Consider the following 13,572-nt stretch of genomic DNA (forward strand, 5'->3'; position numbering starts at 1 on the left):
TTACGGCAAGCGGGATTTTTTTGTGAAAAAGGTAATGACAATGTGTAAAGACAGGTGTAAACTTATACGGTAATCATTTTCGATTTGAGGTGCTGCTTATGAACAAACAACCTGCCGTCACTCCGCGAAAACTTCTGGCGATTGCCGGAATGGGCTGGCTGTTTGATGCGATGGATGTCGGAATTTTATCGTTTATTATCGCCGCGCTACACACTGATTGGAATTTAACACCCGATCAAATGAAATGGATCGGAAGCGTCAATTCCATAGGTATGGCAGCGGGTGCGTTTGTATTCGGAATGCTGGCCGACAGGATCGGCCGGAAAAAAGTGTTTATGATCACGCTGTTATTCTTTTCTGTCGGAAGCGGCATATCCGCTTTCGCAACGGGATTGACGGTTTTTCTCATATTGCGTTTTCTGATCGGAATGGGGCTTGGCGGGGAACTGCCTGTTGCCTCGACGCTCGTGTCAGAAGCGTCCGCTCCCGAAAAGCGGGGACGGATCATCGTGCTGCTTGAGAGCTTTTGGGCCGCGGGCTGGCTTCTTGCGGCGGTGATTTCCTACTTTGTCATACCGGCATTCGGTTGGCAGGCCGCGCTGCTCTTAACGGCGCTGGCCGCGTTTTATGCGCTGTACTTGCGGAAAAGCCTTCCGGAATCACCGGCGCATCAGGCATTGCCGCAGAAAAAAAGCATACGCGGGCAGGCGGGAAGTCTCTGGACGAAACCGTATATCCGGGCGACGGTGCTGCTGTCTGTCGTTTGGTTCTGTGTCGTCTTTTCTTATTACGGCATGTTTTTATGGCTACCGAGCGTGATGCTGATGAAAGGCTACAGCATGATTGAGAGCTTCGAATACGTCCTTCTGATGACACTTGCCCAGCTTCCCGGATATTTCTCAGCGGCGTGGCTGATCGAAAAAGCGGGGCGGAAGACCATCTTAGTCATCTATTTGCTCGGAACGGCGGGCAGCGCTTATTTCTTCGGTGCCGCGGATTCATTGGGCATGCTGCTCACAGCCGGCATGCTGCTGTCCTTCTTCAATCTCGGCGCATGGGGCGTGCTTTACGCCTATACACCGGAGCAGTACCCTGCGGCGATCCGTGCGACCGGTTCCGGAACAACGGCGGCCGTCGGCAGAATCGGCGGCATTTTCGGTCCGCTTCTCGTCGGATCGCTTGCAGCACGGAACGTTTCGTTTACAGTGATTTTCGCCGTCTTTTGTGCGGCCATCCTGATTGCCGTCATCACCATTATTATTCTCGGAAAAGAAACGAAACAGACAGAGCTTGCGCAATGAGCACCCTTTTGGGGTGCTTTTTTTAGTGGGGCTGTCTGTTGACAGGCCTATATTTTTCCTTAAAATTCCTTATTTTTAGGAAGCGAAAACTTCTTTTTCCGGGACAATGTCGCAAAAAAGTTCTTGTATTTGTAAAAAAAGGATAGGAAATCAGTTTGCAGCACATTCGATGGAAACGTTCTCAAGCCTGATAAAAGCCCGGTTTCCGTTATAATTTATCCTCAATAAGGAGGATTAGAGAGTATTTAGAAGCATACCAGAGGAAAATAAGACACAGGGATGTTTTTAAAGTAATGATACAAAATAAAAGGGATTATGATGTTTGTTTGACTTATTACAAACGTGTTACGGTATTAAAGATTGCTTATTATGGAGGGAAAATATGAATTTGGATGAGAAACCAATTAAGATAAAAGTCGAAAATGTATCTAAGGTTTTCGGAAAACAGACAAAAAAAGCCATTCAGATGCTGTCCAGCGGAAAAAACAAAAAAGAGATCCTGAAAGCGACCGGATCAACCGTTGGTGTCAATCAAGCAAACTTTGATGTATATGATGGGGAGATATTTGTCATCATGGGTCTATCGGGGAGCGGTAAATCAACTTTAGTTCGGCTGTTAAACCGGCTTATTGAACCGACTGCCGGGAATATTTATATTGATGGTGACATGATAACAAATATGTCAAAAGACCAGCTCCGGGAAGTGCGCCGGAAAAAAATCAGCATGGTCTTTCAAAAATTTGCGCTGTTTCCGCACAGAACGATTCTTGAAAATACGGAATACGGGTTGGAACTCCAAGGCGTCGACAAAAAAGAGCGTGAGCAAAAAGCGCTTGATTCGCTTAAACTTGTCGGTCTTGAAGGCTTTGAACACCAATTCCCTGATCAGCTCAGCGGAGGAATGCAGCAGCGTGTCGGACTTGCCCGCGCATTGACGAATGATCCTGACATTCTTCTGATGGATGAAGCTTTCAGTGCGCTTGATCCGCTGATCCGCAAAGACATGCAGGATGAGCTTTTAGACCTTCATGACTCTGTCGGCAAGACGATCATCTTCATCACGCATGATCTTGATGAAGCATTGCGCATCGGTGACAGAATCGTGCTGATGAAAGACGGTAACATCGTTCAGATCGGGACGCCTGAAGAAATTCTGATGAGCCCGTCCAATGAATACGTTGAGAAATTCGTTGAGGACGTTGACTTATCCAAAGTTCTGACAGCGGGCCACATCATGAAGCGCGCTGAAACCGTGCGGATTGACAAAGGGCCTCGTGTAGCGCTGCAGCTCATGAAGAATCTCGGTATTTCTTCTATTTACGCCGTTGATAAACAGAAACAGCTTCTCGGCGTCATTCACGCGGCGGATGCGAAAAAAGCGGTGGAATCCGACTTATCGCTTCAGGATATTTTAAATACTGAATTTACGACTGTGCATGAAAGCACATACTTGACGGAAATTTTCGATGTCGTGTCTGATGCGAATATTCCGATCGCCGTCACGGACGATAAGGACCGCATGAAAGGCATTGTCGTAAAAGGCGCATTAATCGGCGCGCTTTCAGGAAATAACGATTATATAAATGTTGAAGATTCTGCTGAACAAGCTCAGGATTCTTCTGTTCAGGGGGTGAAGTAAATGGACAGATTGCCTAGAATTCCGTTAGCAGATATCGTTGACCGGTTTGTTGACTGGCTTACCATGACGTTCGGAGGTTTCTTTGACGGAATCTCAAACGGTTTGGCCGCTTTCGTAAACGCGATTGTGAGCGGTTTGGGTTTCATCCCGTCTATTTTATTGACTGTTATTTTTGCAGCTCTCGCTTGGTGGATCAGTACGAGAGGAATTGCACTCTTTACGTTAATCGGATTCCTTGTTATTGATTATTTGGGTTATTGGTCGCCGATGCTGCAAACGTTGGCGCTTGTCGTCACATCTGTTTTGATTTCCATTATTATCGGGGTTCCGATCGGCATATGGGCGTCTCAGAAAGAAACGGTCCGCCGCATTGTCACACCGATTCTGGATTTAATGCAGACCATGCCGGCTTTCGTATACCTGCTGCCTGCAATTTTCTTCTTTAATATCGGGGTTGTGCCAGGCGTTGTGGCATCTGTTATTTTCGCGATGCCTCCGACGATCCGCATGACGGTTCTCGGTATTAAACAGGTTCCGGCTGATCTGATTGAAGCGACGGAAGCATTCGGTTCAACGACGTCTCAGCGTCTGTTCAAGGTGCAGCTTCCGCTTGCCACAAAAACAATTCTTGCCGGTATTAACCAAAGCATCATGCTTGCTTTGTCAATGGTCGTTATCGCGGCCATGGTCGGTGCGCCGGGCCTCGGTTCTGAAGTATACAGCGCCGTGACACAGTTGAAAACCGGTGTCGGAGTGGAAGCGGGTATCGCGATCGTTATCGTAGCGATTACACTCGACCGTATCACGCAAAACATTAAAGTGAAGAAGAAGAGCAGGGGGAATGCCTGATGCTTAAGAAAATCATCGGTGTCGGCGTTACCGCTGCGCTGGCTCTTTCTTTGGCTGCCTGCGGGTCGCAGACTGATGGTAAGGCAACGGCTGCGGACCAGGTGAACAAAACCATTATCGGTATTGATCCGGGATCGGGCATCATGGCCCTGACGGATGAGGCCGTGAACGATTACGGATTGAAAGACTGGAATGTCGTCACGGCGTCAAGTGCTGCCATGACGGCGACATTGAAGAAATCATATGACCGGAAAAAGCCGATCATCGTAACGGGCTGGACGCCGCACTGGATGTTCTCCAGATACAAGCTGAAGTTCCTTGATGATCCGAAAAAAACGTACGGAACTGCCGAGCAGATTCATACGATTACAAGAACCGGCTTCAGTAAGGAACAGCCTAACGCGGCCAAAGTTCTCAGCCAGTTCAAATGGACGCAGGACGATATGGGAGAAGTCATGATTGCCGTTGAGGAAGGCGAAAAGCCGGCCAAAGCCGCTGCTGAATATGTGAAAAAACATAAAGACCAAGTGGCTCAATGGACAAAAGGCGCCCATAAAGTCAAAGGGGATAAAATCAACCTGGCTTATGTGGCATGGGACAGTGAAATCGCAAGTACGAATGTAATCGGAAAAGTATTTCAAGACCTCGGCTATGACGTGAAGCTGACGCAAGTGGAGGCAGGACCGATGTGGACTGCGATTGCGACAGGCAGCGCGGATGCGTCATTGTCTGCTTGGCTTCCGAATACCCATAAGGCATATGCGTCTAAATATAAAGGCAAATATGAAGATGTAGGAACGAGTCTGACAGGCGTCAAGATGGGTCTGGTCGTTCCTCAGTATATGAAAAACGTCAATTCAATTGAAGATCTGAAGAAGTAATGAGGAAAAGCAGCCCTGTAACGGGCTGCTTTTTTTTATGCTTCAAACGATTTGAGGACGGCGGCCGTTAATATCTCAGCGCCAGTAAAGATGGCGCTTCGGTCAAATGTCATTTGGGGATGGTGAAGTCCAGGCTCCAGGCCGCACCCTAGGCCGAGCATCGTCGTTTTCAAGTTCGGAACCTTTAACCCGTAAAAGTGAAAATCCTCTCCTCCGGTTGTCACAAGAGGTTCATCCACATGTTCTTCTCCGAGAATGCTGCTGATCGCAGATGCCATGATGGCTTCCGCCTCCTTGTTTCGCTCGGCTGCCGGGAGGCTGTGTTCTTTTTGCAGTTCGATTTTTGCGCCGAATGCGGCAGCCGCCGCCTCACAGGCTCTTTCGGTTTCGGCGGTTAATTTCTCCATGGCGGCATTGGTTTGTGCGCGGAGATCAAGGCTGAACGATGCTTTTCCCGGAATGATATTGGAACTTTCTCCGCCTGCCTGAAGCTTTGTCATCTTCACGGAATGCGGGATGCCGGGATCAAGATGAATGAAGCTGAGTTTTTGGACGAGAAGAGCGGCGATTTCGATACTGTTAAGCCCGAGATGCGGTCTCGCGCCGTGGGCTTCTTCTCCGATAATCAGGCCTTCTATATGCTGGCTTGAGCCATGCAGAATGGACGGTGCGCATCGGCCGTTTGCCGTTTCCTGTACGGGGCGCACGTGCACGCCGTATAAGAAGTCAACATCATCCAGTACGCCTTTTTCAATCATTTTCAGCGCTCCGCCGCCTTTTTCTTCAGCCGGCTGAAAAATAAAGCGGATGGTGCCCTTCGGAAGCTTCGGCTGACTCTTTAAAAGCATCATCGTGCCGAGCGCCATCGTCATATGTGAATCATGTCCGCATGAATGGTTCGCCTGGAAGACACCGTCCACTTCCTGCCACAGCGCGTCAATATCCGCCCGGACAGCCACAACGGGCGAGCCTTCTCCGATTTCGCCGACAACACCGGTGCAATCATCAAACGTACGGATTCGGCAGCCGGCCTCTTTCAGTTTTTCAGTCAGATATTCAGTTGTTTGATATTCTTTCCAGCTTACTTCGGGATTGGCGTGCAGGTGGTCAAAAATGTCCATAATGACTTGCTTTTCATGCTCTGTGAGTCTGTTCATGCCGTAAGTCCTCCTTCAAAAGCTGTCTGTTTTTTATTTTTTGATATTGAAAACAGGCAATCGGTCTGTATATAATATAGCACATATCTGTATTTTCTGAATAGTTTATAAATTTAAAGCGGGATGGTGATGTTATGGCTGTGCCGAAGGCCGAACCTGTATTGAAAAAGAAGAAATTGTTTGTGATGCCTGATGCTTATGTGCTGCTGTTCATTGTCGCTTTACTATGCGCGATAGCATCGTACATCGTTCCCGCGGGGGAATTTGACAGGGTGACAAAGGGCAGTGTGACGTCCGCCGTCCCGGGAAGTTATCATTCTTTAGACCAGTCTCCTGTCAGCCCGATCGCTTTTTTTACCGCGATTCAGGAAGGGATGACAAGTTCCGCGCCGATTATTTTTTTAATCCTGTTTACGGGCGGCACCATTGCGATTTTGGAGAAAACGGGCGCCATCAATGGATTGATCAGTAATGTCATCAGTACGTTCCGCACAAAACAGCTGCTGTTTATTGCGATTGTCGGATCTCTATTTTCGATCCTCGGCACAACCGGCATCGTCGTTAATTCCGTGATCGGTTTTATTCCGATCGGCCTGATCGTCGCCCGTTCGCTGAAATGGGACGCCGTGGCCGGAGCGGCCGTCATTTATATCGGCTGCTATGCCGGGTTTAACGCGACGATTTTATCACCTTCACCGCTCGGGTTATCACAAAGCATCGCGGAGCTGCCGCTGTTTTCCGGCATCGGCCTGCGGATTGCCGTCTACATTTGTTTTCTGCTATCATCTATTTTATATATTTATCGGTATACGAGAAGGCTCAGAAAAGCAAAGGACGCCAGTCTGCTGGGAAACGATTGGTTTCCGGCGGCAGGTTCAATCCCGCAGGCTTCCGATCCGGAGGACAAGCCAGTCCCGTTTACCGTCCGCCATAAATTGATTCTGGCTGTCGCGGCTTTGTCGCTTGCCGGCTTTTTATACGGCGCGCTTACTCTTGGCTGGTCTGATTCAGAGATGGCCGCCGTGTTCATTTTTATCTCAATCGTGTCAGGCCTGATTGCGGGAATGGCGGCAAATGATATCGCAAAAACGTTTATTACAGGCTGTCAGGGCCTCGTTTACGGCGCGCTGATCGTCGGAATGGCGAGAAGCATTTCCGTTATTCTGGAACACGGAAAGCTGCTTGATACGGTAGTCAATGGGCTTGCGTCACTGCTGCACGGTTTCAGCCCGATGGCAGGCGCAATCGGAATGTATATTTCCAGCGCCCTGCTTCATTTTCTGATATCATCGGGCTCAGGGGAGGCGGTCGTATTTATTCCGATCTTGGCGCCGCTTGCCGATCTGATGGGCATCACGAGACAGGTCGCGGTTGAAGCGGTCATGCTCGGGGAAGGCGTCGTAAACTGTGTCAATCCGACTTCCGGCGTGCTGATGGCCGTACTGGCTGCCAGCGGCATTCCGTACGTAAAGTGGCTTCGCTTCATGATTCCGCTGGCGCTGATTTGGTTTGTCATCGGCCTCGTGTTTATCTGCATAGGCGTCCTGATCAATTGGGGTCCTTATTAAACATTTTGTCAATGATATTTCGGTTTATCATTATGAATCGGCAAGATATAATGGGAGTTGTAAGCCATTCTTAATAGTACGGGAGGAAGTCATGAATCAGCGTCGGAACGGACTTTCAAACGTGAATGGAAAGAGTGAGAGTGTGAAAGAGAAAGAACGAATGATTTGGTCAGAAGTCGGAATGCTTGTGGGCACACTGTCTTTGCTTGACATCATCGTACGCGGACTTGTTCTGAACTGTCCATTTAGGGAATGGGCCGGAAGCTTGGCGGTTTTCTTCATTATAATTGTTTATTATTGCATCAGGGCGGGAGCGTCGGGAATGCTCATGCCGAGAATAGACACCAAAGAAGAACTGAAAAAGCGGGTGAAGCAGCAGCGGATAGATTCAATTGCGGTCACTTTTGCGGTGGCGGCGCTTACGATGTACGACAGGGGGTTTCCCCATACATTCTTTGCTTGGCTGAAAATGATCTTTCTTTTTATCGTCTGCGGAGGCGTTCTATTTTTGCTTCGGTATGTCATTGTGAAGCTGTCTTACAGAAGAGCGATAAAAGAAATAAAAAAGAAATCATCTTGACAGGTGGTTTCTTTTTTTGTTTGAAATCGGGAAGTCTTTTGATTTGATAGGAATATAGATTTGAATTCACTCTGTCACGTTGCTTTGATAGAGAGAGTGTGATAAGTTGAAATGTAAGCGTTAACAGAATTCTCCAGTCTTCACAACAGTTGAAAGGAGCTGAAGAAAGAGTAAGAGGAATTTTTGACTCCGCAGTCAGTCTTCAAAAATGAAATAAGGAGTGTCAAAAATGTTTGAAAAACGATTCAAAACCTCTTTACTGCCGTTATTCGCCGGATTTTTATTGCTGTTTCATTTGGTTTTGTCAGGCCCGGCGGCTGCAAACGCTGAAACTGCAAACAAATCGAATGAGGCGGCCGCGTCATCGGTCAAAAACGGGACCATCCTTCATGCCTGGAATTGGTCGTTCAATACGTTAACACAAAATATGAAAGATATTCGTGATGCGGGCTATGCAGCTATTCAGACGTCTCCGATTAACCAAGTAAAGGAAGGGAACCAAGGAGATAAAAGCATGAGGAACTGGTACTGGCTGTATCAGCCGACATCGTACCAAATCGGCAACCGTTACTTAGGCACTGAACAAGAATTTAAGGACATGTGTGCAGCCGCGGAAAAGTATGGCGTAAAAGTCATTGTCGATGCGGTTATCAATCATACCACCAGCGATTACGCCGCGATTTCTGACGAGATTAAGCGTATTCCAAACTGGACCCATGGAAACACACAAATTAAAAATTGGTCGGACAGGTGGGACGTCACTCAAAATTCATTGCTTGGGCTGTATGATTGGAATACACAGAATACTGAGGTGCAGGCCTATCTGAAACGTTTCTTGGAAAGAGCATTGAATGACGGAGCAGACGGGTTCCGCTATGATGCCGCCAAGCATATAGAGCTTCCGGATGATGGGAATTACGGCAGCCGATTTTGGCCGAATATCACCAATACATCGGCGGAGTTCCAATACGGAGAAATCCTGCAAGACAGCGCGTCCAGAGATACTGCTTATGCGAATTATATGAATGTGACGGCTTCTAACTATGGGCATTCCATCAGATCCGCTTTAAAGAACCGTAATCTGAGTGTGTCGAATATCTCCCATTATGCATCTGACGTGTCTGCGGACAAGTTAGTCACATGGGTGGAATCACATGATACGTATGCCAATGATGAGGAAGAGTCCACATGGATGAGTGATGACGATATTCGTTTAGGCTGGGCAGTGATTGGTTCCCGCTCAGGAAGCACCCCTCTTTTCTTTTCCAGACCTGAGGGCGGAGGAAATGGTGTAAGATTTCCCGGAAAAAGTCAAATAGGAGATCGCGGGAGCGCCTTATTTAAAGATCAGGCGATCACCGCGGTCAATCAATTTCACAATGTAATGGCCGGGCAGCCTGAGGAACTCTCGAATCCGAATGGGAACAATCAAATATTTATGAATCAGCGCGGCTCAAAAGGCGTTGTGCTGGCTAATGCAGGATCGTCTTCTGTCACCGTCAATACTTCAACGAAATTGCCTGACGGCAGGTATGATAATAGGGCCGGCGCCGGTTCATTTCAAGTGGCGAACGGCAAACTGACAGGTACGATCAATGCCAGATCCGCGGCTGTTCTTTATTCTGATGATATTGGAAATGCGCCTCAGGTCTTTCTTGAGAATTACCAAACGGGGGCAGTCCATTCTTTCAATGATCAGCTGACGGTCACCCTGCGTGCAAATGCGAAAACAACAAAAGCCGTTTACCAAATCAATAATGGGCAGCAGACAGCATTTAAGGATGGAGACCGATTAACGATCGGGAAAGGAGATCCAATCGGCACGACATACAACATCAAGTTAACCGGAACGAACGGCGAGGGTGCAGAGAGAACCCAAGAATACACGTTTGTCAAAAAAGACCCGGCCCAAACCAACATCATTGGCTATCAAAATCCGGATCATTGGGGCCAGGTAAATGCTTATATTTACAAACATGATGGAGGCAGGGCCATAGAATTAACCGGATCGTGGCCGGGGAAAGCAATGACTAAGAATGCAAATGGAATTTACACGCTGACGCTGCCTGCGAATGCGGATACGGCTAATGCCAAAGTGATTTTTAACAATGGCAGCGCCCAAGTGCCCGGACAGAACCAGCCCGGATTTGATTATGTGCAGAATGGTTTGTATAACAACTCCGGTTTAAACGGTTATCTTCCGCATTAATGGATAGGGCTATCATTACATCAGCGTGCCGGCAAACCCTTGCTTCTGGGAAAAGGACAGCGCATCTTCAATCACGCTGAAAAGATGACAACATCCTAAAACGGTTCCGTTTTAGGATGTTGTCAACAATCTGGAAACCATCACCGATATTTTTTTGTCCAAAAATCAAACTTTTCTCTTGCAAAAGTTTGTGAAGTATTGCACAATATAAATGTGAAATACTTCACAAGTTAAAAACAGACACCACGAAACACTGGAGGATGAGCATACATGATGAACGAACGAGTGAACAAAGTAGCATTAATCGGAGCAGGTTTTGTTGGAAGCAGTTATGCATTTGCGTTAATTAACCAAGGGATCACAGATGAGCTTGTGATCATTGATGTAAATAGAGAAAAAGCCATGGGCGATGTCATGGATTTAAATCACGGAAAGGCATTTGCGCCTCATCCGGTCAAAACGTCTTACGGCACATATGAGGATTGCAAGGATGCCGATATCGTGTGCATCTGTGCCGGGGCCAATCAAAAACCGGGCGAAACGAGACTTGAGCTGGTCGAAAAAAATCTCGCCATTTTTAAAAGCATTGTCGGTGAAGTAATGGCAAGCGGATTTGACGGCATCTTCCTCGTTGCCACAAACCCGGTCGACATTCTCACTTATGCGACATGGACATTCAGCGGCCTGCCGAAAGAACGCGTCATCGGCAGCGGCACGACACTGGATTCTGCGCGATTCCGTTATATGCTGAGTGAATACTTCGGCGCCGCTCCGCAAAACGTACACGCCCACATTATCGGTGAGCACGGCGATACCGAGCTTCCTGTATGGAGTCACGCCAATATCGGCGGAGTGCCGGTACAGCAATTGCTGGAGAAAAATGCAGCTTACAAACAGGACGAGCTGGATCAGATCGTTGACGATGTGAAAAACGCGGCCTACCATATTATCGAGAAAAAAGGCGCGACATATTACGGAGTGGCGATGAGCCTCGCCCGCATCACAAAAGCGATTTTGCGTAATGAAAACAGCATTTTAACCGTCAGCACATATCTGGACGGCCAATACGGTGTAAACGACGTCTTTATCGGCGTTCCGGCCGTCGTCAATCGGAACGGCATCGCAGGCGTGACGGAACTTGAGCTGAATGAAACAGAACAGGCTCAATTCAGCCGCAGCGCACACGTGCTGAAAGATATTCTCGCTCCGCATTTCGCAGAGTAAACAAAAAAGCAGTACATGACAAACGCCATGTACTGCTTTTTTTAATTCGCTTTTTTCGCCATTTCCTGAGAGGTTTTTACTCTCGCTTTTCCCATAAACAAAATGGTAACGGCCGCAATGACGATCGGCGCCAGCGCAAGCGTAAATACATATGTGATGCTTTGCGACATGGCGTCAATAATGCGATCCAGAATGTGCGGCGGAATATGAGCGCGCGTGCCGGCCTGGAAAATGTCCTGCGGATTTCCGATGTTCTGCATCGCGCTGCCTGCTCCTTTCATGCCGCTGAATGAATCTGTGAGCTTGTTGGTAAACACATTCGTCTGGATGGTTCCGAAAATCGTCACACCGAGCGTCATACCGAATGATCTCAAAAACGAGTTTGTTGAGTTGGCGCTTCCGCGGTAACGCGGCTCCAGATCGTTCATGGACGCAGCCGGCAGCAGTGAGAAGTTGAAGCCGACGCCGAATCCTGAGATCAGCATGAATACCGTCAGCATCGTACGCGCCGTATCCGGTGTCATATTGGAAAGCAGCAGCATTCCGATAAAGAAAGCGACCACGGAAATCAGCATTAAATTGCGGAACCGCACTTTCGTCTGGAAAATTCCGCCGATCATACTTCCGATAACAGAACCGATCATCATCGGCGTCAAAATAAAGCCCGCGCTTGTCGCGGTGCTTCCGTACACAGCCTGAACGAAGATCGGGATAAACACCGCTAAAATGACGAACGTGGCTCCGTAAAGGAACGCCAGAATCTGTGCCGTAGCAAATAAACGGTTTTTAAACATCCAAAATGAGATAATCGGTTCTTCCGCTTTTCTTTCCACGATAAAAAAGGCGATAAAGAACACGGCGAACACAGCGAACAGACCGATGATCTGCACGGAGTTCCAATCATACGTTTTTCCGCCGAGCTCAAGAGCGAACATCAGACCGACAATGGAAACCACCAGCGTAATCGCGCCGGCCCAGTCGATTTTCTGTTTCTTGTGTTCAAGGGATTCTTTATAATAACGAAGAATGAAAAACAATGATAAAATACCGATCGGCACGTTGATATAAAACACCCAGTGCCAGCTGATGGAGTCGGTAATGAGCGCGCCTAAAAGCGGCCCGAGAACACTGGAAAGGCCGAAAACGGCACCGAACATGCCCGACATTTTTCCGCGTTTTTCCGGCGGAAATAAATCAAAAATGATCGTGAAGGCGATCGGCATCAGCGCGCCTCCGCCGATTCCCTGAATGACGCGGTAAATAATGAGCTGATCCATTGTTTGGGCGATTCCGCATAATGCAGATCCGATTAAGAAAAGAATAAGACCGAATAAAAAGAAACGTTTGCGTCCGTACATATCGGACAGTTTTCCGTAAATCGGCATACCGGCCATAACGGCTACCATGTATGATGCCGTCACCCACGCGAACTTATCGAAACTTCCGAGGTCCGCCACGATATTTCCCATCGCAGTGGCAACGATTGTATTATCCATAGCCGACATTAAAATGCCCAGCAAAAGACCGATGACGACAAACTTTGTCGTGGCGTCCTTCGCGGCTGTTTGTTCCATGCTTTTTTCCTCCCATACTTACTTTTGATCATTAAATTTGCTATGATCATATTAGATTTGCCGAAAATTATCTTGATCGTCAAGATAAATTGATTTTATAGGGAGGCCTGTCAGTTGTCAACAAGAAATACCAGAAGCGAGACGGAGGAAACCGCCATACAGTTATTCCGGAAGATGGCCACAAGGACGATCCTGTTTCATCAGGCGGCCGCTCAATCTCTCGGTCTGTTTCCGACCGATTTGAAATCAGCTGATATCTTAAATGAAGCAGGCCCGATGACCGCAGGCGAGCTTGGGAAAAAAACCGGCCTCAGCACAGGTTCGGTAACGGCGCTCATTGACCGGCTCGAAAAAGCGGGATATGTCATGAGGAAAAAAGACCCCGAAGACAAACGGCGGGTGATAATCGTGCCGCTGACAGCCGGAAAAGCGAATGTGAAGCAATTGTTCAGCTCCTTATCCCAGTCCACGATCAGCCTTTGCCGGCAATATAAAGAAGAAGAACTGCGGCTGATATTCGATTTTTTAGGAAAAGTGACGGACATAATGGAAGACGAGCTTGAGAAATTAAAATAAAATATCATAGCACG

At 47.9% G+C, this 13,572-nt stretch carries 11 protein-coding genes; 9 read left to right on the forward strand and 2 right to left on the reverse strand.

Annotated features, from left to right (window positions below):
• The first annotated feature begins 98 nt into the window (after positions 1–98).
• The 4 genes from VP472_RS01590 to VP472_RS01605 all read left to right on the forward strand — a co-directional run bounded on the left by VP472_RS01590 (position 99) and on the right by VP472_RS01605 (position 4,670).
• The gene (locus VP472_RS01590; RefSeq protein WP_146276072.1) at positions 99–1,301 is read left to right on the forward strand and encodes an MFS transporter; all 1,203 of its coding nucleotides are present in this window, start codon (positions 99–101) and stop codon (positions 1,299–1,301) included.
• A 382-nt stretch (positions 1,302–1,683) separates the two neighbouring features.
• The gene (gene opuAA / locus VP472_RS01595) at positions 1,684–2,940 is read left to right on the forward strand and encodes a glycine/proline betaine ABC transporter ATP-binding protein OpuAA (protein WP_003156640.1); all 1,257 of its coding nucleotides are present in this window, start codon (positions 1,684–1,686) and stop codon (positions 2,938–2,940) included.
• The gene (opuAB, locus tag VP472_RS01600; protein WP_003156639.1) at positions 2,941–3,789 is read left to right on the forward strand and encodes a glycine/proline betaine ABC transporter permease subunit OpuAB; all 849 of its coding nucleotides are present in this window, start codon (positions 2,941–2,943) and stop codon (positions 3,787–3,789) included. It abuts the gene before it with no gap.
• The gene (locus VP472_RS01605) at positions 3,789–4,670 is read left to right on the forward strand and encodes a glycine betaine ABC transporter substrate-binding protein (protein WP_077721760.1); all 882 of its coding nucleotides are present in this window, start codon (positions 3,789–3,791) and stop codon (positions 4,668–4,670) included. Before opuAB ends, VP472_RS01605 begins: the two co-directional genes overlap by 1 nt.
• A 35-nt stretch (positions 4,671–4,705) precedes the next feature.
• On the opposite strand, the gene VP472_RS01610 is transcribed toward VP472_RS01605, so the two are convergent.
• Positions 4,706–5,827: a M20 peptidase aminoacylase family protein gene (locus VP472_RS01610; RefSeq protein WP_094247259.1), complete on the reverse strand. Its 1,122-nt coding sequence runs from the start codon at positions 5,825–5,827 to the stop codon at positions 4,706–4,708.
• A 134-nt stretch (positions 5,828–5,961) separates the two neighbouring features.
• Here VP472_RS01610 and VP472_RS01615 point away from each other — a divergent pair, with 134 nt between their 5' ends.
• The 4 genes from VP472_RS01615 (at position 5,962) to VP472_RS01630 (ending at position 11,408) form a co-directional block, all read left to right on the forward strand.
• A complete protein-coding gene (locus tag VP472_RS01615) occupies positions 5,962–7,395 on the forward strand; it encodes a YfcC family protein (protein WP_003156632.1) in 1,434 nt (477 codons plus the stop codon).
• 91 nt (positions 7,396–7,486) lie between these two features.
• A complete protein-coding gene (locus VP472_RS01620) occupies positions 7,487–7,975 on the forward strand; it encodes a DUF6773 family protein (RefSeq protein WP_064107321.1) in 489 nt (162 codons plus the stop codon).
• 229 nt (positions 7,976–8,204) lie between these two features.
• Complete coding sequence (gene amyE, locus VP472_RS01625; protein WP_146276074.1) at positions 8,205–10,184, forward strand: alpha-amylase; 1,980 nt, start codon at positions 8,205–8,207, stop codon at positions 10,182–10,184.
• Between the two features lie 270 nt (positions 10,185–10,454).
• Positions 10,455–11,408 (forward strand): L-lactate dehydrogenase, encoded by a 954-nt coding sequence (locus tag VP472_RS01630; RefSeq protein ID WP_017419362.1) that lies wholly within the window; start codon positions 10,455–10,457, stop codon positions 11,406–11,408.
• Positions 11,409–11,449: 41 nt separating this feature from the next.
• On the opposite strand, the gene VP472_RS01635 is transcribed toward VP472_RS01630, so the two are convergent.
• The gene (locus tag VP472_RS01635; RefSeq protein WP_146276076.1) at positions 11,450–12,982 is read right to left on the reverse strand and encodes an MDR family MFS transporter; all 1,533 of its coding nucleotides are present in this window, start codon (positions 12,980–12,982) and stop codon (positions 11,450–11,452) included.
• A gap of 114 nt (positions 12,983–13,096) precedes the next feature.
• Between VP472_RS01635 and VP472_RS01640 the strand changes: the two genes are divergently transcribed.
• A complete protein-coding gene (locus VP472_RS01640; RefSeq protein ID WP_017419364.1) occupies positions 13,097–13,558 on the forward strand; it encodes a MarR family transcriptional regulator in 462 nt (153 codons plus the stop codon).
• Positions 13,559–13,572: the final 14 nt, after the last annotated feature.

The organism is Bacillus sp. MT(2024), assembly GCF_036362845.1.
Classification (GTDB): Bacteria; Bacillota; Bacilli; order Bacillales; family Bacillaceae; genus Bacillus; species Bacillus velezensis.

Bases quoted from the DNA above. Each gene is read 5' to 3' on its own strand.
- VP472_RS01590 (WP_146276072.1), top strand. From the start codon at position 99: ATGAACAAACAACCTGCCGTCACTCCGCGAAAACTTCTGGCGATTGCC.
- opuAA (WP_003156640.1), top strand. From the start codon at position 1,684: ATGAATTTGGATGAGAAACCAATTAAGATAAAAGTCGAAAATGTATCT.
- opuAB (WP_003156639.1), top strand. From the start codon at position 2,941: ATGGACAGATTGCCTAGAATTCCGTTAGCAGATATCGTTGACCGGTTT.
- VP472_RS01605 (WP_077721760.1), top strand. From the start codon at position 3,789: ATGCTTAAGAAAATCATCGGTGTCGGCGTTACCGCTGCGCTGGCTCTT.
- VP472_RS01610 (WP_094247259.1), bottom strand. From the start codon at position 5,827: ATGAACAGACTCACAGAGCATGAAAAGCAAGTCATTATGGACATTTTT.
- VP472_RS01615 (WP_003156632.1), top strand. From the start codon at position 5,962: ATGGCTGTGCCGAAGGCCGAACCTGTATTGAAAAAGAAGAAATTGTTT.
- VP472_RS01620 (WP_064107321.1), top strand. From the start codon at position 7,487: ATGAATCAGCGTCGGAACGGACTTTCAAACGTGAATGGAAAGAGTGAG.
- amyE (WP_146276074.1), top strand. From the start codon at position 8,205: ATGTTTGAAAAACGATTCAAAACCTCTTTACTGCCGTTATTCGCCGGA.
- VP472_RS01630 (WP_017419362.1), top strand. From the start codon at position 10,455: ATGATGAACGAACGAGTGAACAAAGTAGCATTAATCGGAGCAGGTTTT.
- VP472_RS01635 (WP_146276076.1), bottom strand. From the start codon at position 12,982: ATGGAACAAACAGCCGCGAAGGACGCCACGACAAAGTTTGTCGTCATC.